Source organism: Pantoea sp. ABR1s (assembly GCF_057812235.1).
In genome coordinates this window covers 1,666,323-1,683,243 of the sequence record NZ_CM173823.1, presented here as the reverse complement: position 1 = coordinate 1,683,243, position 16,921 = coordinate 1,666,323, and the positions used below count along the sequence as shown (strand labels likewise).

Annotated in this window: 19 protein-coding genes; 16 read left to right on the top strand and 3 right to left on the bottom strand. The window is 54.2% G+C overall.

What is annotated here, in order from left to right:
* Nucleotides 1-36: 36 nt before the first annotated feature.
* On the bottom strand, nucleotides 37-924 hold the full coding sequence (locus tag ACXKZD_RS07725; protein WP_223563911.1) for a glycosyltransferase family 17 protein: 888 nt from the start codon (nucleotides 922-924) through the stop codon (nucleotides 37-39).
* A gap of 467 nt (nucleotides 925-1,391) precedes the next feature.
* On the opposite strand from ACXKZD_RS07725, the gene ACXKZD_RS07720 reads away from it, so the two are divergent.
* Nucleotides 1,392-1,748 carry a hypothetical protein gene (locus tag ACXKZD_RS07720; protein ID WP_089414061.1) on the top strand — a complete coding sequence of 119 codons (357 nt, stop codon included), beginning with the start codon at nucleotides 1,392-1,394 and terminating at the stop codon, nucleotides 1,746-1,748.
* 177 nt (nucleotides 1,749-1,925) lie between these two features.
* Here the strand turns inward: ACXKZD_RS07720 and ACXKZD_RS07715 are convergent, their stop codons facing one another.
* Entirely contained in the window at nucleotides 1,926-2,267 is a 342-nt protein-coding gene (locus tag ACXKZD_RS07715) for a hypothetical protein (protein WP_031593409.1), read from the bottom strand.
* 223 nt (nucleotides 2,268-2,490) lie between these two features.
* Complete coding sequence (fliE, locus tag ACXKZD_RS07710) at nucleotides 2,491-2,802, bottom strand: flagellar hook-basal body complex protein FliE (protein ID WP_003854485.1); 312 nt, start codon at nucleotides 2,800-2,802, stop codon at nucleotides 2,491-2,493.
* A 232-nt stretch (nucleotides 2,803-3,034) separates the two neighbouring features.
* Here fliE and fliF point away from each other — a divergent pair, with 232 nt between their 5' ends.
* From fliF to ACXKZD_RS07635, 15 genes are all read left to right on the top strand, one after another.
* Nucleotides 3,035-4,774: a flagellar basal-body MS-ring/collar protein FliF gene (gene fliF, locus ACXKZD_RS07705; RefSeq protein WP_010247649.1), complete on the top strand. Its 1,740-nt coding sequence runs from the start codon at nucleotides 3,035-3,037 to the stop codon at nucleotides 4,772-4,774.
* Nucleotides 4,771-5,763 (top strand): flagellar motor switch protein FliG, encoded by a 993-nt coding sequence (fliG, locus tag ACXKZD_RS07700; protein WP_003854483.1) that lies wholly within the window; start codon nucleotides 4,771-4,773, stop codon nucleotides 5,761-5,763. The genes fliF and fliG overlap by 4 nt, the downstream gene beginning before the upstream one ends.
* Complete coding sequence (gene fliH, locus ACXKZD_RS07695; RefSeq protein WP_010247652.1) at nucleotides 5,756-6,451, top strand: flagellar assembly protein FliH; 696 nt, start codon at nucleotides 5,756-5,758, stop codon at nucleotides 6,449-6,451. The genes fliG and fliH overlap by 8 nt, the downstream gene beginning before the upstream one ends.
* Nucleotides 6,451-7,812 (top strand): flagellar protein export ATPase FliI, encoded by a 1,362-nt coding sequence (fliI, locus tag ACXKZD_RS07690; protein WP_010247655.1) that lies wholly within the window; start codon nucleotides 6,451-6,453, stop codon nucleotides 7,810-7,812. The genes fliH and fliI overlap by 1 nt, the downstream gene beginning before the upstream one ends.
* 28 nt (nucleotides 7,813-7,840) lie before the next feature.
* Complete coding sequence (gene fliJ, locus ACXKZD_RS07685) at nucleotides 7,841-8,284, top strand: flagellar export protein FliJ (protein WP_003854478.1); 444 nt, start codon at nucleotides 7,841-7,843, stop codon at nucleotides 8,282-8,284.
* A complete protein-coding gene (locus tag ACXKZD_RS07680) occupies nucleotides 8,281-9,549 on the top strand; it encodes a flagellar hook-length control protein FliK (RefSeq protein WP_033758169.1) in 1,269 nt (422 codons plus the stop codon). Before fliJ ends, ACXKZD_RS07680 begins: the two co-directional genes overlap by 4 nt.
* A 127-nt stretch (nucleotides 9,550-9,676) precedes the next feature.
* Nucleotides 9,677-10,165, top strand: a complete 489-nt coding sequence (gene fliL / locus ACXKZD_RS07675) for a flagellar basal body-associated protein FliL (RefSeq protein ID WP_010670855.1) — start codon at nucleotides 9,677-9,679, stop codon at nucleotides 10,163-10,165.
* 4 nt (nucleotides 10,166-10,169) lie between these two features.
* Entirely contained in the window at nucleotides 10,170-11,177 is a 1,008-nt protein-coding gene (gene fliM / locus ACXKZD_RS07670; RefSeq protein WP_003854473.1) for a flagellar motor switch protein FliM, read from the top strand.
* The gene (gene fliN, locus ACXKZD_RS07665; protein WP_010247669.1) at nucleotides 11,170-11,577 is read left to right on the top strand and encodes a flagellar motor switch protein FliN; all 408 of its coding nucleotides are present in this window, start codon (nucleotides 11,170-11,172) and stop codon (nucleotides 11,575-11,577) included. Before fliM ends, fliN begins: the two co-directional genes overlap by 8 nt.
* Before the next feature lie 11 nt (nucleotides 11,578-11,588).
* On the top strand, nucleotides 11,589-11,987 hold the full coding sequence (fliO, locus tag ACXKZD_RS07660; protein WP_010247672.1) for a flagellar biosynthetic protein FliO: 399 nt from the start codon (nucleotides 11,589-11,591) through the stop codon (nucleotides 11,985-11,987).
* The gene (gene fliP / locus ACXKZD_RS07655; protein WP_010247675.1) at nucleotides 11,987-12,718 is read left to right on the top strand and encodes a flagellar type III secretion system pore protein FliP; all 732 of its coding nucleotides are present in this window, start codon (nucleotides 11,987-11,989) and stop codon (nucleotides 12,716-12,718) included. Before fliO ends, fliP begins: the two co-directional genes overlap by 1 nt.
* Nucleotides 12,719-12,744: 26 nt before the next feature.
* Complete coding sequence (fliQ, locus tag ACXKZD_RS07650; protein ID WP_003854466.1) at nucleotides 12,745-13,014, top strand: flagellar biosynthesis protein FliQ; 270 nt, start codon at nucleotides 12,745-12,747, stop codon at nucleotides 13,012-13,014.
* Nucleotides 13,014-13,799 carry a flagellar biosynthetic protein FliR gene (gene fliR / locus ACXKZD_RS07645; RefSeq protein ID WP_010247683.1) on the top strand — a complete coding sequence of 262 codons (786 nt, stop codon included), beginning with the start codon at nucleotides 13,014-13,016 and terminating at the stop codon, nucleotides 13,797-13,799. Before fliQ ends, fliR begins: the two co-directional genes overlap by 1 nt.
* A gap of 628 nt (nucleotides 13,800-14,427) precedes the next feature.
* Nucleotides 14,428-15,063 (top strand): transcriptional regulator RcsA, encoded by a 636-nt coding sequence (gene rcsA, locus ACXKZD_RS07640; RefSeq protein WP_010247685.1) that lies wholly within the window; start codon nucleotides 14,428-14,430, stop codon nucleotides 15,061-15,063.
* A 140-nt stretch (nucleotides 15,064-15,203) separates the two neighbouring features.
* Entirely contained in the window at nucleotides 15,204-16,910 is a 1,707-nt protein-coding gene (locus tag ACXKZD_RS07635) for a methyl-accepting chemotaxis protein (protein WP_060680443.1), read from the top strand.
* Nucleotides 16,911-16,921 lie beyond the last annotated feature (11 nt).

Here is a 16,921-nt window from a genome sequence, read left to right as displayed (position 1 = left end):
TGCGAGAGGCGCGCCCGCTGGGCGCGCTGGTCAGCGTTAAGATTTAATGAGATCGGCAAGCTGGTACTGATTTTCAACCAGCCAGGCTGGAAAATGTTCGGATGTCACCGGCACTATCTCCATCCTTCGCGGACGGTTCCAGATATCAATATTGTTCTCAACGCAGCGCCGTATGTGATCCGGATTGTTAAATTCGGGACAGTTACGTTCGGTATGAGAAATCGAAGACATTTTTTCACTGATGCGCTCATCGCTCATTACCCAGGAAAAATGCCATCCTCCATTCTTAATGGTTTTTGTCCGGAAATTTAGCCACTTCCAGCGCAACCAGTTCTCGCGTATCGGTGTACCACGACGCTTAACATTGCGAAGCAATTCCGGTTGCCCCATAAAAAAATCTCGCAGCGTTTTACAGGTCACCATTTTCGCCAGTGTGGCACAGCGCGGTGTGCCGTCGTCATTTAAAACCCGGACATTAAATTTAAAATTGAAATATTGCTGATGCAGCGTCGTGCAAAGATGTTGATGACTGAATGCTTTTATCGCCTCGGGTCGGGGAATTTCATCGACGTCTGACACAATAACAATATCATCATCCTGCGCGCCGGCCAGCCCCTGCATAATCTGATTACGTGCAGTGGCTTCATTTTCCCAGGGATCAGTCTCACCCGCATTAACCAGAGAACTATTCGATTTAAAGGCTTCCTGATAAAATCTGGGCGCAATATCGTTAACAATATAAATAATTTTATCGCGGAAACGATCGAACTTCTCAATATCAAAATGAAGCTTTTCCCGGCGTTTTCCGGTAAAGGTATAGCGCGATTCCACAATGACAAACCGATCAACAACATGCTCAAGCGTGTTCAGACGCATCTCAAGCAAGATATCTTCATCGTAGTACAAAAAACAGTCATAAATCATAATATTCAGAGGCACTTAAGTAGTAAGGATTTTCATCAGGACACCTCAACATGCGTAACACAACAGAGGTATAACGCCTTTTGTTGAGGCCGATTTTTAATGAACCTGATGTGTGTGTAATGTACTGCGTAAAACTATCCATGTTTATAATAAACTGGCTAACAAAGGCTGCAGGCAATGATTTTCGGGCATCCACCTCAAAGCAGACTAACGATATGATGAGCAACCATTCAGAGTGATATTTACCTGACATTCACCTGACAACGGTTAACACCAGCAGACAGCATGAGTCACCTGATGCGGGCTACTGAGTTCCTGTCCGTTGCTTACATCATAATGCGTTGCGCAGAATGTTACATATAGTCCGTAACGCCAGCAATATTAAGCGCAGATTTTTGATTAAAATGAGCGATACGATCAATATCCGGATATTATTGGTCAACAAAATAACTATGATGGTTTAGTTAATGAAGAAGATCATTATTGCCCTGAGCATAAGTCTGATGGGCGGATGCGTAGATATGGGACGGGTTGGATTACACCCGACAACAAAAACCGCTTATTTCAACGGTCATCCTTTTCAGGTTGAATCCTGCCTTAACGTAGCGGCACAGGATCAAAAACTCTATCTGGAGCAGGATGACCCCCTGCCGGATGGCACGAAGCGATATAACCTTGAACAGGATGATGAAACCGTGGCCTGGGTTGAAATTGCAAAGTTCAGCCATCATCAGACTAGTGCGACATTTTACTATGATCCAAAAGCATCAGATATCAGCACAGCAGTTTCAGGGATGATCGCGCGGTGCAAAACATCGAGTTAGAGGCATCGTCGCCATGTGCGTGATGCAGAATGGATGATCAGGAGTTGGCATACGTTGTCAGGCCAGCCAGAGCACAAGCGCTTGCCTGACAACCTTTCGCACTCTTCTACTCAAAGGCTTTTATCAGGCCCGCTTCCGGGCTATGCCATGTTCAGAAGTGGGCAGTCGAAGCTCAGCCTATTTAGCCGGTTCGCAATCATAGGCGCCTCGTATGCGGATCTGACTCTGGCTGGTGCGGACGATTTCAGCTCTTAACAGCCCTTTACCCTCACGGTTCGTCAGCTCCATATCCACCATCCCCGGCGCTTTGCTGTTTTTCACCAGCAGTTTGACCGTCGCGTTGTCGTAATCGCCCTTCTCTTTCGCAAAGGTGACTTTCTGCGTTTTAGCGCGTTCTCCATTCACCGAGAACCAGCCGCTCTTATCAGGTTTAAGAGAGAACGGCCCGCACTGCGTGGCAGCAAAGGCTGGGAGAGATAAGCTGATTAACGATGCGATAAGGATAAGTTTTTTTAGCATTGGGCTGGCGTCCTGCTGATAGGTGATGAGGGGTCGGGTCGTCTGCACCGAAGAGTGAGTTCCCTGCTGCACGGCTCGTAATAAAGAGCAGTATAGTCAATGACACCTGTATTATCGCCAGTACAGGGTCATAGACTCAGCAAAGGGATCGGCCTTGATGCTGGCAACCCACTACCCTAATCCACTTCCACGCAGGCGTGCCTTGTTCAGCGGAATCAGCTCACTAAACCTGCATATTCATAATTTCACTATACGCCGACACCAGCTTGTTCCTGACCTGAATACCCATCTGCATTGAGATGGACGATTTCTGCAGATCGACCATCACATCATTAAGCGCGATACCGGGTTTCCCCATCTCAAAATCCTGCGCCTGGGTGCGGGCGGTGGTCTGCGTCTCGCTGATCTTATCCAGCGCCGCTTTCATAGTTGCACCGAAATCGATCTGATTAGGGGCTTCACTGCTGCGGTTGCTGGCCTGCAGTGAGGTCGCCTGAAGCTGCTGCAGTACGCCGTCTATTGCCTGAATGGACATGAACGATACCTTATAAAGGAGGATGATATTTTTTCTGTGGGGAAAAGTTAGCACGTTGTCAATGAGACAAAGCCGCTAAATGACATCAAAAACCCTACCTTATCCAGCCATCGAATTTTCCTTATCACCTAATAATGCCTGGCATTGAAGTGGAAATTTTATCTACGCAGGTCAGGGAGTCTGTTTTGCCATCTCAACTTACCCGGTCAATTACGTCAGGCAGGAATCGGTCATGAATGCGAGTACAGCCGCCACAACAGAACAAGAAAAGAAAGGCTTCGGTGACCTGCTCGCTCGCCTGCGCGCAAATCCGCGTATTCCTTTAATCGTCGCTGCCGCCGCCGTTGTGGCGATAGTGATCGCGATGGTGCTCTGGGCGAAGCAGCCCAGCTATAGCGTCCTTTATAACAACCTTACAGATGAAGATGGCGGTGCTATCGTCACGCAGCTGACGCAGATGAACATCCCTTATCGCTTCGCCGAAAATGGCGGCGCGCTGATGGTGCCGGAAGCGAACGTGCATGAGCTGCGTCTGCGTCTGGCTCAGCAGGGTCTGCCGAAAGGCGGCTCGGTGGGTTTTGAGCTGCTGGATAAAGAGAAGTTCGGTATCAGCCAGTTCAGCGAGCAGGTTAACTACCAGCGCGCGCTGGAAGGCGAACTGGCTCGTACCATCGAATCACTCGGCCCGGTTAAAAGCGCCCGTGTTCATCTGGCGATGCCAAAACCAACCTTATTTGTGCGTGAGCAGAAAGCGCCATCCGCTTCTGTCACCTTAACCCTGCAGCCTGGCCGTGCACTGGATGAAGGCCAGATTCAGGCCATCGCCCACATGGTCTCAAGCAGCGTCGCCGGTTTACCGCCGGGCAACGTCACTGTGGTCGATCAGACCGGTCGCCTGCTGACCCGCTCTGACTCCGCCGGTCGCGACCTGAATGATGCACAGCTCAAGTATGCCTCTGAAGTTGAAGCACGCTACCAGCAACGTATCGAAGCGATCCTGAATCCGATTCTCGGTCAGGGCAATGTGCATGCGCAGGTTACCGCGCAGATTAACTTCGACACCGCCGAGCAAACCGACGAGAAATATCAGCCTAACGCTAACCCGTCGAACTCAGCGATTCGTTCGCGTCAGACCAGCACCAGCGACCAGTCAGGCAGCCCTTATCCGGGCGGCGTGCCGGGCGCGCTCTCTAACCAGCCTGCGCCAGCTAACACTGCGCCGGTGACGACGCCGAACAACAATGCCGCCAATGGCCAGAACGCCAATGGTCAGAATGCTAACGGTCAGAACAACGCGGCGAATAACGCTAACCAGACCACCAGCACCGCAGCGGCCAGTGCCGGACCGACCAACTCGCGTCGTGACGACACGGTGAACTACGAGCTGGATCGCACCATTCGTCATACCAAGGTCAACGTTGGCGACGTACAGCGCCTGTCGGTTGCGGTCGTGGTGAACTTCCGTGCAGATGATAAAGGTAAAGCGGTTGCGCTGAACGAACAGCAGCTGAAGCAGATTGAAGATCTGACCCGCGAAGCGATGGGCTACTCCCAGAACCGTGGCGACAGCATCAACGTGGTGAACTCGCAGTTCAACACTACTGAACCAGTGACCACAGATCTGCCCTTCTGGCAACAGCAGTCGTTCTTTGATCAGCTGATGAATGCCGGTAAGTGGCTGTTGATTGCTCTGGTAGCCTTCATCCTCTACCGCAAACTGGTTCGTCCGCATCTGGTTCGCAAGCAGGCCGCAGAGAAAGCCGCCGCGGAAGCCGTTGCTGCCCGTGCGACTGAGCAACCGGAAGAAGAAGCCTTTAATGTGCAGCTCAGCAAAGATGAGCTGGATCAGGAACGTAAGTCTAACAACCGCATGAGCGCAGAAGTGATGAGTCAACGCATCCGCGACATGTCAGAAAACGATCCGCGCGTTGTAGCGCTGGTAATTCGCGAATGGATGAGTAAAGAGCTATGAGTCTGACCGGAACCGAAAAAAGCGCCATCCTGATGATGACTATTGGCGAAGAGCGCGCCGCGGAAGTTTTCAAACACCTGAACCAGCGTGAGGTCCAGCACCTGAGCGGCGCGATGGCCAACATGCGTCAGGTGTCACATAAGCAACTGACTGAAGTGCTGCGTGAGTTCGAAGCGGATGCTGAGCAGTTCGCGGCGCTGAGCCTGAACTCCAACGAATACCTGCGTTCGGTGCTGACCCGTGCGCTGGGCGAAGAGCGCGCCTCCAGCCTGCTGGAGGACATTCTCGAAACGCGCGAAACCACCAGCGGCATGGAAACGCTCAACTTTATGGAGCCGCAGGCTGCTGCCGACCTTATTCGCGACGAGCATCCACAGATCATCGCCACCATCCTGGTCCACCTCAAGCGTGCCCAGGCCGCCGATATTGTGGCGCTGTTCGACGAACGTCTGCGTCACGACGTGATGCTGCGTATCGCCACGTTCGGTGGTGTCCAGCCAGCCGCGCTGGCCGAACTGACCGAAGTGCTGAACGGCCTGCTGGATGGCACCAACCTCAAGCGTGCGAAGATGGGCGGCGTGAGAACCGCAGCCGAAATCATCAACCTGATGAAAACGCAGCAGGAAGAGGCGGTTATCGAAGCCGTACGCGACTTCGATGGCGAACTGGCGCAGAAAATTATCGACGAGATGTTCCTGTTCGAAAACCTGGTGGCAGTGGACGACCGCAGCATCCAGCGTCTGTTGCAGGAAGTGGAGTCCGAACAGCTGCTGGTTGCACTGAAAGGTGCCGAACAGCCACTGCGCGAGAAGTTCCTCAAAAACATGTCAGCCCGTGCGGCGGATATCCTGCGCGACGATCTGGCCAACCGTGGTCCGGTGCGTATGTCCGCAGTGGAAAACGAACAGAAAGCGATCCTGCTGGTGGTACGCCGCCTGGCCGAGTCAGGCGAGATGGTGATTGGTGGTGGCGAGGAAACTTATGTCTGATGCATTTTCTGCGCGCCCCTGGCAGCTGTGGCAGCCCACGGATTTAGGCCGTTTCGATGAGCCTGCTGAACCGGAGCTGCAGCCAGAAATTTACGAAGCTGAAGATGGCGTTGATGAGCAGCAACAGCAGCTCGAACGCCTGCAGCAGCAGATGCGTAAAGAGGCACAGGGCCAGGGTTACAACGAAGGCTATCAGCAGGGTGTGACCGAAGGCCAGAAAGCCGGTTACGACGCCGGTTTTCAGCAGGGTCTGGCCGATGCCCAGCAGCAGCAGGCGCCACTTCAGGCGCGTATGCAGCAGCTGGTGACCGAGTTCCAGAACACGCTGGAGTCGCTGGACAGCGTGATTGCGGCGCGTCTGATGCAGCTGGCGCTGGAAGCGGCACGTTCGGTGATTGGTCAGGCGACCACGGTGGATGGCACCGCCCTGCTGCGCCAGATTCAGGGGTTACTGCAGCAGGAACCGATGTTCAGCGGCAAACCGCAACTGCGTGTTCACCCGGATGACTTACAACGCATTGAGCAGACCCTGGGTCCGACGCTGGATCTGCACGGCTGGCGGCTGATCGCTGACAGCACCCTGCATCCTGGCGGCTGTAAACTCAGCGCCGAAGATGGCGACCTGGATGCCAGCGTCGCGACGCGCTGGCAGGAACTCTGCCGTCTTGCCGCACCGGGAGAACTGTAATGACTACTCGTCTGAATCGCTGGCTCGGCTCGCTCGATGCCTTTGAGAAACGCATCGCCCAGGTGCAGCCGGTGCGCCGTTATGGCCGTCTGACCCGCGCCACCGGCCTGGTGCTGGAAGCGACCGGCTTACAGCTGCCGCTGGGTGCGACCTGCGTAATCGAACGCAACGATGGCAAAACCATCAGTGAAATCGAAAGCGAAGTGGTGGGATTCAACGGTCAGAAGCTGCTGATGATGCCACTGGAAGAAGTGGACGGCATTTTACCGGGTGCGCGGGTCTATGCGCGCCAGAACGGAGAGAACCCGCAGGCGGGCAAACAGATGATGCTGGGCCCGGAACTGCTGGGCCGCGTACTCGATGGCAGCGGGCGTCCGCTGGACGGCCTGCCGTCTCCGGATACCGGCTATCGCGCGCCGCTGAACACTCCGCCGTTTAACCCGTTGCAGCGTACGCCGATCACCGACGTACTGGATACCGGCGTGCGGGCGATCAACGCCCTGCTGACGGTCGGTCGCGGACAGCGTATGGGCCTGTTCGCCGGTTCGGGCGTGGGTAAAAGCGTGCTGCTTGGCATGATGGCGCGCTACACCAAAGCGGACGTCATCGTCGTCGGTCTGATTGGCGAACGTGGCCGCGAAGTAAAAGATTTTATCGAGAACATTCTCGGCGCTGAAGGCCGCGCCCGTTCGGTGGTGATCGCCGCCCCGGCCGATGTTTCGCCGCTGCTGCGTATGCAGGGTGCCGCTTACGCCACGCGTATCGCAGAAGATTTTCGCGACCGCGGCCAGCATGTGTTGCTGATTATGGATTCCCTGACCCGCTACGCCATGGCGCAGCGTGAGATCGCGCTGGCGATTGGTGAGCCGCCTGCCACCAAAGGCTATCCGCCTTCCGTATTCGCCAAACTGCCAGCGCTGGTTGAGCGTGCCGGTAACGGCATCGACGGCGGCGGCTCAATCACCGCCTTCTATACCGTCCTGACCGAAGGCGACGATCAGCAGGACCCGATCGCCGACTCCGCGCGCGCCATTCTCGACGGCCACATTGTGCTGTCGCGTCGGCTGGGCGAAGCGGGTCACTATCCGGCCATTGATATAGAAGCCTCGATCAGCCGAGCGATGACCTCGCTGATCGATGAGAACCACTATGCGCGGGTGCGCCAGTTTAAGCAGTTGCTCTCCAGCTTCCAGCGTAACCGCGATCTGGTCAGCGTCGGTGCTTATGCCGCGGGCAGTGATCCGATGCTTGATAAAGCGATCACGCTCTATCCGCAGATGGAAGCCTTCCTGCAACAGGGCATCTTTGAGCGCAGTGATTACGACGACGCCAGCCTGCATCTGCATGCGCTGTTTGGCTAGTCACACGAATTAACGCGAGGTAACGGCAATGAAAACTGCAAATGCCATCGATACGCTGCGCGACTTAGCGGAGCAGGATCTCGAACGCGCTGCCATCTATTTAGGCGATATGCGTCGCGGCCAGCACGCCGCGAACGAGCAGCTGACGATGCTGCTCGACTATCAGGACGAATATCGCAACAAGCTCAACGATGACATGTCGTCGGGCATCGCCAGCACCCGCTGGACCAACTATCACCAGTTTATTCAGACGCTGGAAAAAGCGATTGAGCAGCACCGCAACCAGCTTAATAACTGGAATCAGCGGCTGGAACAGGCGCTGATCAACTGGCGTGACAAACAGCAACGGCTGAACGCCTATCAGACGCTGATTACGCGCGCAGCGGAAAATGCATTACGACAGGAAAACCGTCTCGATCAGAAACGGATGGACGAATTTGCCCAACGGGCCGCATCGAGGAGAGGTGAATGATTACGCTGCCAAACATTGCTATGAAAGCGACGGTAAAAACCGACGCAGAACCCTCAGTCTCAACTGACCTTGCTGCGGGTGCCGATGCCCTGCCGCAGGACTTTCTGACCGCACTGGGAAACCAGTTACTCGGCCTGGCTAAACAGCAGGGAAAAGCGGCGCAATCCGCTGACGTCAAAGCAGAAATTGCCGATGACGCCCGCCCGAAAGCCCCGCTGAATGCCCTGATGGCAGCACTGGAAAATCCTGCTGCGCTGACCGCTCTGTTTAAGCCGGAAAATATTAAAGGTGGGTCAAAATCAGCCGATGATAAAGACAAGCCGGACGTTGCACCCTTAAGCGCCAGCGATATGCAGAATATGCAGGCGCTGTTCGCCATGTTACCGGGTGTAGCGGCTGTTACAGCCACCACGTCGACCCCGGTCAGCAGTGAAGCGGGCGAGATGATCGCCCAGACCGATACCGGCCGGAAAAGCCAGAGCTCGCTGATGCAACTGCTGAACAGTGCGCAGCAGAGCCACGCACCGGGCGAAGATGAAAAGTCTGACGCCAGAAGCGACGTACAGAGCAAACCTGCCGTCACCACTGCCGCCAGCCAGAGTAACAACACGGCGCAGAGTGCGACCAGTAGCGGCCTGACGCTCGACAGCAGTTTCCAGCAGGCGCTGAGCAACATGGTTAAGCAGGATGATCAGGCTGCGATTAAAGCCAGCGCCAGCGATAACGCGGTCAACGCTACGCCAATCGCCACCGCCAGCAGCCTGCCCGCGCCGGTGACCGCCTCCGCGACCACCAGCACACCGTCAACGCCGATGCTGAACTCACAGCTGGGCAGCGACGAGTGGCAGCAGGCGCTGAGTCAGCAGATTGTGATGTTCAGTCGCAACGGCCAGCAGAACGCGGAATTGCGTTTACATCCGGAAGACCTTGGCGCTATCCAGATCAGCCTGAAACTGGATAACGACCAGGCACAAATTAATCTGGTTTCCAGCCATAGCCACGTCAGAGCAGCACTGGAAGCCGCGATACCGCAGCTGCGCAGCGCGCTGGCAGAGAGCGGTATCAACCTGGGCGAGAGTCAGGTGAGCAGTGACAGTTCCGCGCAGGGTCAGCAATTCCAGCAGCAGCAGGAGGCGCGCCGCGATGGACAACATGGCCGCTTCTCCCTCACCCAGGACAGTGACACCGACATTACGCCGATCGCCGTTCCCGCCGCCCTTCAGGCTCGCGTTAGCGGCAACAGCGCCGTCGACACTTTCGCCTGACAGCGGCAAACGCTGAAGGTAAGCGTAAAACCCGCGTCTTTTCTACCCATTGGTTTGACTTAAGACGCGGATAATCTGTCTCGTGAGCCGAGAGGCTTGCCCATAATTCACAGGAAGTAACTGCACCATGTCTGATAACGCGAAAGCAAAAAAAGGCAGCAAACGTAAACTCTTAATACCAGTGTTGCTCATTTTGACGCTGGCCGCTTGCAGCGTGGCAGGCTATGCAGTCTGGCGAATGATGAATAAACATGAGGGCGATAAGCCTGAGGTGGCGAAAGTTGAACCGCCTCCCGCTCCGGTCTTTTTTGCACTTGATACATTTACGGTTAACCTGGTCAATCCCGACAACGATCCCGACCGCGTGCTTTACGTAGGCTTTACCCTGCGTCTGGCCGATGAGGATACCCGGCGTCGGATGAACGACTATCTGCCTGAGGTGCGCAGCCGTTTGCTGCTGCTGCTCTCGCGTCAGAGCGCTACGGCGCTGGCGACAGAGCAAGGAAAGCAGGCGCTTGTTGAACAAGTCAAACAGGCGCTGACACCCCCGCTGGTAAAAGGTCAACCTCCGCAGGCTGTAAACGATGTGCTGTTTACTGCCTTCATTTTGAGGTGAATCAATGGGCGATAGCATTCTCTCCCAGGCTGAAATTGACGCCCTTTTAAACGGCGACAGCGGCAGTGCGGAAGAAGAAAAGAAACAAAACGGACCGGAAGGCGATATTCGTCCTTACGATCCGAACACCCAGCGCCGTGTGGTTCGCGAGCGTTTGCAGGCGCTGGAGATTATTAATGAGCGTTTTGCCCGTAGTTTCCGTATGGCGCTGTTTAACCTGCTGCGCCGTAGCCCGGATATCAGCGTCGGGGCGATCAAGATTCAGCCGTACCACGAGTTTGCACGCAATCTGCCGGTGCCAACCAACCTGAACCTGATCCACCTGAAGCCGCTGCGCGGCACCGCGCTGGTAGTGTTCTCACCGAGCCTGGTGTTTATCGCTGTCGACAACCTGTTTGGTGGCGACGGACGTTTTCCGACTAAAGTCGAAGGCCGTGAGTTTACCCATACCGAGCAGCGCGTTATTCGCCGCATGCTGAAGCTGGCGCTGGATGGTTACAGCGACGCATGGAAGGCCATTTATCCACTGGACGTCGAGTATGTACGTTCAGAGATGCAGGTAAAGTTCACCAACATCACCACTTCACCGAACGACATCGTGGTTAACACGCCGTTCCAGGTGGAGATTGGTAACCTGGTGGGTGAGTTTAATATCTGTATCCCGTTTTCAATGATTGAACCGCTGCGCGAGCTGCTGGTGAATCCACCGCTCGAAAACTCACGTCAGGAAGATAACCACTGGCGCGACAACCTGGTCAAACAGGTGCAGCACTCTGAGCTGGAACTGATCGCGCACTTTGCCGAAACCTCACTGCGTCTGTCACGGATTTTGCAGTTGAAACCCGGTGATGTGCTGCCGATTGAGAAGCCGGAACGCATTATCGCCCATGTCGATAGCGTCCCGGTCTTAACCAGCCAATATGGCACGATGAATGGTCAGTACGCGCTCCGTGTCGAACACCTGATTAACCCGATTTTGAATTCGCTGAACGAGGAACAGCCCCATGACTGACAGTAATAAACCGTCTGACGATATCTCTGCGGACGATCTGTGGGCTGAAGCGATGAATGAGCAGGTCGGCAGCGGCAGTGCGCCGCAGACCGACGAAGTCTTTAAATCATTCGACAGCGGCAACGTCGCTGGATCGCTGCAGGATATCGATCTGATTATGGATATCCCGGTGAAACTCACCGTGGAACTGGGTCGCACCAAAATGACCATCAAAGAGCTGCTGCGTCTGGCGCAGGGTTCAGTGGTGGCACTGGATGGCCTGGCGGGTGAGCCGCTGGATATCCTGATCAACGGTTATCTGATTGCTCAGGGTGAAGTGGTGGTGGTGAACGACAAATATGGCGTGCGCATCACTGACATCATCACCCCATCTGAACGTATGCGTCGTCTGAGTCGCTAAAGAGTCACATTATGAATAGCCAGAATCAAACGCTGCAACCGGCTGCACCGCACGCTCAGGCGATCTCGACCGGCTCCATGCTGGCCCAGGTCAGCAGCGTGTTAGCCGTGATTATCTTATTGATTCTGGCCTGCGCCTGGCTGGCACGCCGTGTCGGCTTCGCGCCGAAAAAGGTCAGCGGCCAGGAGCTTAAACTCACAGCCAGCGTCTCAGTGGGCCAGCGCGAGCGGGTGGTGATTGTCGATACCGCTGATGCGCGTCTGGTGCTGGGCGTCACCGCACAGCAGATTACCCATCTGCATACTCTGCCGCCGGGTGAACCGGTCTCTGTGACGCCGGTTAACAGTGCGCCACAGGATTTTCGTCAGCTGTTACAGAACCTGGTTAAACGTCCCGGAAAACCACAATGATGCGTCGACTGCTTCCTTTATTGCCACTGTTGTTACTGGCACCGGTTGCCCATGCCCAGCTGCCGGGCCTGGTGAGTCACTCGCTGCCGAATGGCGGTCAGAGCTGGTCACTGCCGGTACAGACGCTGGTCTTTATCACTGCGCTGACCTTTATTCCGGCCGTGCTGCTGATGATGACCAGCTTCACCCGTATCATTATTGTGTTTGGTTTACTGCGTAACGCCCTGGGCACGCCCTCTGCGCCGCCTAACCAGGTGCTGCTCGGACTGTCGCTGTTTCTGACCTTCTTTATTATGGCGCCGACCTTCGACAAGATTTATCAGGATGCTTACCTGCCGTTCAGCCAGGACAAGATCAGCATGGAAGTGGCGATTGATAAAGGTGCCCAGCCGCTGCGCGAGTTTATGCTGCGTCAGACCCGTGAAGCGGATTTAGCCCTGTTTGCCCGTCTGGCGAATACCGCCCCGATTGCCGGTCCTGAAGCGGTGCCAATGCGTATTCTGCTGCCTGCCTATGTTACCAGCGAGCTGAAGACGGCTTTCCAGATAGGCTTTACCGTCTTTATTCCGTTCCTGATCATCGACCTGGTGGTTGCCAGCGTGCTGATGGCGCTGGGGATGATGATGGTCCCGCCAGCGTCCATCGCGCTGCCGTTTAAACTGATGCTGTTTGTTCTGGTCGATGGCTGGCAACTGCTGGTCGGTTCACTGGCGCAAAGCTTCTACTCCTGATCCCCCTTTTCTTACCGGAGCAACATATGACACCCGAATCAGTAATGGTAATGGGACAGGAAGCGATGCGCGTCGCCCTGATGCTGGCCGCCCCGCTGCTGCTGGCCGCACTGGTCAGCGGTTTGCTGATCAGCCTGATCCAGGCCGCGACCCAGGTCAACGAACAGACCTTATCCTTTATTCCTAAGATTCTGGCGGTTGCCACTACCGGTATCATTGCCGGCCCGTGGATGCTGAATCTGCTGCTGGACTATATCCGCACCGTCTTTACCAACCTGCCTTACATCATCGGCTGATGATTACTCTCGACAGCAGCCAGCTGGTTCAATGGGTCAGCCAGTTCTTCTGGCCTCTGGTGCGCATCATGGCGCTATTCGCCACCGCACCGATCCTCAATGAACGATCCGTCAGCAAACGTGTCAAAATCGGTCTGGCGGTAATGATCACCTGGCTGCTGATGCCGCTGTTACCTGCGGTCAATGTCACCCTGTTTTCCCCTGAAGGCTTCCTGCTACTGATTCAGCAGATGCTGATTGGTATTGCACTCGGCTTCACCATGCAGTTCGCTTTTGCTGCCGTGCGCCTTGCCGGGGAAGTGATTGGTTTACAGATGGGCATCTCATTCGCCACCTTTTTCGATCCTGGCAGCCGTCTTAACATGCCGGTGCTGGCCCGTTTTCTCGACATGCTGGCGATGTTGCTGTTCCTGACCTTTAACGGACACCTGTGGCTGATCTCGCTGCTGGCGGACAGTTTTCATACGCTGCCGATTGGCGGTCAGCCGCTAAATGCCAATGCATTTATGGCGCTGGTGAAATCTGGCGGATTAATTTTCCTTAATGGCATGATGTTAGCGCTGCCCTTAATCGTTTTGTTACTCATGGTAAATCTGGTACTGGGTTTGTTAAACCGTGTTTCACCACAGTTATCAATCTTCGCAATTGGCTTCCCGATTACCTTATCAGTCGGAATTTTAACCATCAGCTTGCTGATGCCTCTGCTAGCCCCGTTCTGTGAGCATTTGTTCGGTGAAGTATTTGATTTACTCGCCGTGTTCCTGACAGAACTATCCCGTCCCTGAACATTAAGTTTCTAACTATCTTTGCATAACGATACTTAAGTATCGCAAAACCATCCGTGCATTTTCCGAACCATGTTTTCCAGAATGCAACTAAGGAAATTCTGATAAACGTGCGGAGAGTCTGAAAATAATTCTTATTAAACCGGGCTTCGCGTATTTTAGTGGGGTGGTTCACAGGAGCGGTCAGACTGTGAATGTGCAGGCAAAATCGACAAGACACTGAATTTACAAGAAAAAAATCTTTAGGTGATTTTTCTTGTTAAAAAATGTTTTTTCCGGCATTGTCATCGCACGCTGAGACATCACACTTTCGTAAAACAAATGTTTTTGAGAATTGTCCTATCAGAAAACTCCGCGTTTTCAAGGATAGTGACCTGGCTCCCAAAAAAATGAGTCTTACTTAACCTCCGACATTTCACTGGCAATCCCCGCCATGGCCGGAGAATGTGTGACGTCATGGCAGCACAAATTTTTTGCAGAACGGGTCAGGGATGAAGACTTTTATGGGCGGTTGCCTGTTGCCAAACTGCACGAGCAGAATAAAAAAGTACCTAAGAAATCTCTCTCGTACCGCAACGCGTATTCATCGTTGATTTAAACGGATAACAAATTGGTGAGGGTCGCTATTATGCCAACTATTATTATGGATTCCTGCAACTACACACGCCTGGGATTATCAGACTACATGTCTTTAAAAGGAGTTAAGAAGAAGAATATCTCTTCTGTCTCCGATATTGAGCAACTACAGCAAAAATGTGAGCAATTAAACCCTGGTGTCGTCTTTATTAATGAAGATTGCTTCATTCATGAATCCGATTCCAGTGAACGTATCCGTAGCATTATTACGCAGCATCCTGACACGCTGTTCTTTATATTCATGGCGATTAGCAATATCCATTTTGAGGAATATCTCTACGTTCGTAAGAACCTGATTATTACATCAAAATCGATGAAGACATCGACCCTGGATTCCTTACTCAGCACCTATTTGCAGAAGAAGCTTAACCAGTCTGCACGTATCTCTTCGGGCATGGATGTACATCCATTAACGCTGAGCCAGACTGAGTCAAACATGCTGAAGATGTGGATGTCAGGTCATGATACCATCCAGATCTCAGATAAAATGCAAATTAAGGCCAAAACGGTATCGTCACACAAAGGTAATATTAAACGCAAAATCAAAACCCATAATAAGCAGGTTATTTATCATGTGGTGCGTTTAACGGATAATGTGACTTCAGGTATTTACGTTAATATCCGCTGATCATAACATCTGAAGAACCGGCCTCTCTGGCCGGTTTTTTTTGCCCGGAATTGCGATCCAGGTCTCACTCTTACTGCTAAGCCTTTACGCTCTTTTGCCGATGTTATGCCTTATAACAACAGCCTCAAGAGAGCAAGGATATGAACACTGCACGAGATAATAATGGACAGAAAAGCGCAGGCATCTGGCAGAATCTCCGCCTGGTGCCGCTGTTTAGCCTGATCTTCGGCGGCATTTTGCTGCTGTTCGCACTCTGTATTGGTGTCGCCAGTTACTTTCTGATTTCCGGCAATCACTCCCTCGATGATGCCACGGACGAAATTCAGGTTCGTATGGGCCTCTCTAACAGTTCAAACCACCTGCGTACTGCGCGCCTGACCATTATTCAGGCCGGTGCCGCCGCGCGTATTGGTGAAATGGACGAGTTTCGCGCCAATATTGCCGCCGCCGAAAAACGGATCCAGCAGGCAAAAGCTGGCTTCGCGATTTATCAGGCACGTGAAGTTAAGACGCCCGCGGATATGGAACTGGATGCCACGCTGCAGGCTCGCTTCAACGATTACATTACCAAAGGCCTGATACCGATGATTGAATCCGGTAAACAGGGCAGCTTTGAGGGCATCATCGCTCAGGAGACCGATGTAACCCGCAAGCTGGATGACGACTATAACGCGGTGTTGCTGAAGGCGATCAAGATCCGAACTGATCGCGCCAATGCCATTACCGCCCAGGCCGATCAACAGTCACGCATCGGCTTTATCTCCATGGCCGTGGCATTCAGTGCCGCCCTGGTGCTGGTGCTGTTGACCTTTGTCTTCCTGCGCCGCGTGGTGATTAGTCCGCTGCGTCAGTCGGTGCTGCGTATCGAACGCATTGCGCAGGGTGATCTGACCTCCGCTCCCCTGCCCCATGGCCGCAGCGAGATTGGTACGCTCATCCATAACCTGCAACTGATGCAGCAGGCGCTGGTGACCACCGTTGGTACGGTGCGTGAAGGCGCCGTCGCGATTTACCAGGGCTCCAGCGAAATCTCAGCCGGTAACACCGATCTCTCTTCACGCACCGAACAGCAGGCTGCGGCACTGGAGCAGACCGCAGCCAGCATGGAACAGCTTACCGCTACGGTGAAGCAGAACGCCGAGAATGCGCATCACGCCAGCCAGCTGGCCGCGGATGCCTCGGGCAAAGCGCGCAGCGGTGGCGAGCTGGTGAACAGCGTCGTGAAAACCATGACCAATATTTCCGGCAGCTCGAAAAAAATCGCTGAGATCACCAACGTCATTAACAGTATTGCGTTTCAGACCAACATCCTGGCGCTGAATGCGGCGGTAGAAGCGGCGCGTGCCGGTGAGCAGGGTCGTGGCTTTGCGGTGGTGGCCAGCGAAGTGCGTAATCTGGCCCAGCGCAGTGCACAGGCGGCGAAAGAGATTGAATCGCTGATTGCTGAGTCCGTCACGCTGATCAATGACGGTTCGCATCAGGTTGGCGCAGCCGGTAGCACCATGGGTGAGATTGTCGAAGCCGTACGTCGCGTTACCGATATTATGTCGGAGATTGCGGCGGCGTCAGACGAGCAGAGCCGCGGTATTCAGCAGGTGAGCCAGGCGGTCACCGAAATGGATAACGTCACCCAGCAGAACGCCTCGCTGGTGGAAGAAGCCTCCGCTGCAGCGGCCTCGCTGGAAGATCAGGCGGGTAAACTGACGCAGGCGGTCGCGGCATTCCGCCTGCAGGACGCCCCTGCAACCACAGGTGTGGCTGCACGTGTCTCTTCACCCTTAAAGACACCGGCTCTGGCCCCCCGTCCGGCGCTGGCAGGCGGCAGCGATAACTGGGAAACCTTCTGAGGTTATAGCGG

Coding starts and splice junctions, on each gene's coding strand:
- fliH (WP_010247652.1), top strand. CDS start 5,756: ATGTCTGATGCATTTTCTGCGCGCCCCTGGCAGCTGTGGCAGCCCACG.
- fliN (WP_010247669.1), top strand. CDS start 11,170: ATGACTGACAGTAATAAACCGTCTGACGATATCTCTGCGGACGATCTG.
- rcsA (WP_010247685.1), top strand. CDS start 14,428: ATGCCAACTATTATTATGGATTCCTGCAACTACACACGCCTGGGATTA.
- fliQ (WP_003854466.1), top strand. CDS start 12,745: ATGACACCCGAATCAGTAATGGTAATGGGACAGGAAGCGATGCGCGTC.
- fliM (WP_003854473.1), top strand. CDS start 10,170: ATGGGCGATAGCATTCTCTCCCAGGCTGAAATTGACGCCCTTTTAAAC.
- ACXKZD_RS07680 (WP_033758169.1), top strand. CDS start 8,281: ATGATTACGCTGCCAAACATTGCTATGAAAGCGACGGTAAAAACCGAC.
- ACXKZD_RS07715 (WP_031593409.1), bottom strand. CDS start 2,267: ATGCTAAAAAAACTTATCCTTATCGCATCGTTAATCAGCTTATCTCTC.
- fliG (WP_003854483.1), top strand. CDS start 4,771: ATGAGTCTGACCGGAACCGAAAAAAGCGCCATCCTGATGATGACTATT.
- fliP (WP_010247675.1), top strand. CDS start 11,987: ATGCGTCGACTGCTTCCTTTATTGCCACTGTTGTTACTGGCACCGGTT.
- fliE (WP_003854485.1), bottom strand. CDS start 2,802: ATGTCCATTCAGGCAATAGACGGCGTACTGCAGCAGCTTCAGGCGACC.
- fliJ (WP_003854478.1), top strand. CDS start 7,841: ATGAAAACTGCAAATGCCATCGATACGCTGCGCGACTTAGCGGAGCAG.
- fliL (WP_010670855.1), top strand. CDS start 9,677: ATGTCTGATAACGCGAAAGCAAAAAAAGGCAGCAAACGTAAACTCTTA.
- fliI (WP_010247655.1), top strand. CDS start 6,451: ATGACTACTCGTCTGAATCGCTGGCTCGGCTCGCTCGATGCCTTTGAG.
- ACXKZD_RS07720 (WP_089414061.1), top strand. CDS start 1,392: ATGAAGAAGATCATTATTGCCCTGAGCATAAGTCTGATGGGCGGATGC.
- fliR (WP_010247683.1), top strand. CDS start 13,014: ATGATTACTCTCGACAGCAGCCAGCTGGTTCAATGGGTCAGCCAGTTC.
- ACXKZD_RS07725 (WP_223563911.1), bottom strand. CDS start 924: ATGATTTATGACTGTTTTTTGTACTACGATGAAGATATCTTGCTTGAG.
- fliF (WP_010247649.1), top strand. CDS start 3,035: ATGAATGCGAGTACAGCCGCCACAACAGAACAAGAAAAGAAAGGCTTC.
- fliO (WP_010247672.1), top strand. CDS start 11,589: ATGAATAGCCAGAATCAAACGCTGCAACCGGCTGCACCGCACGCTCAG.
- ACXKZD_RS07635 (WP_060680443.1), top strand. CDS start 15,204: ATGAACACTGCACGAGATAATAATGGACAGAAAAGCGCAGGCATCTGG.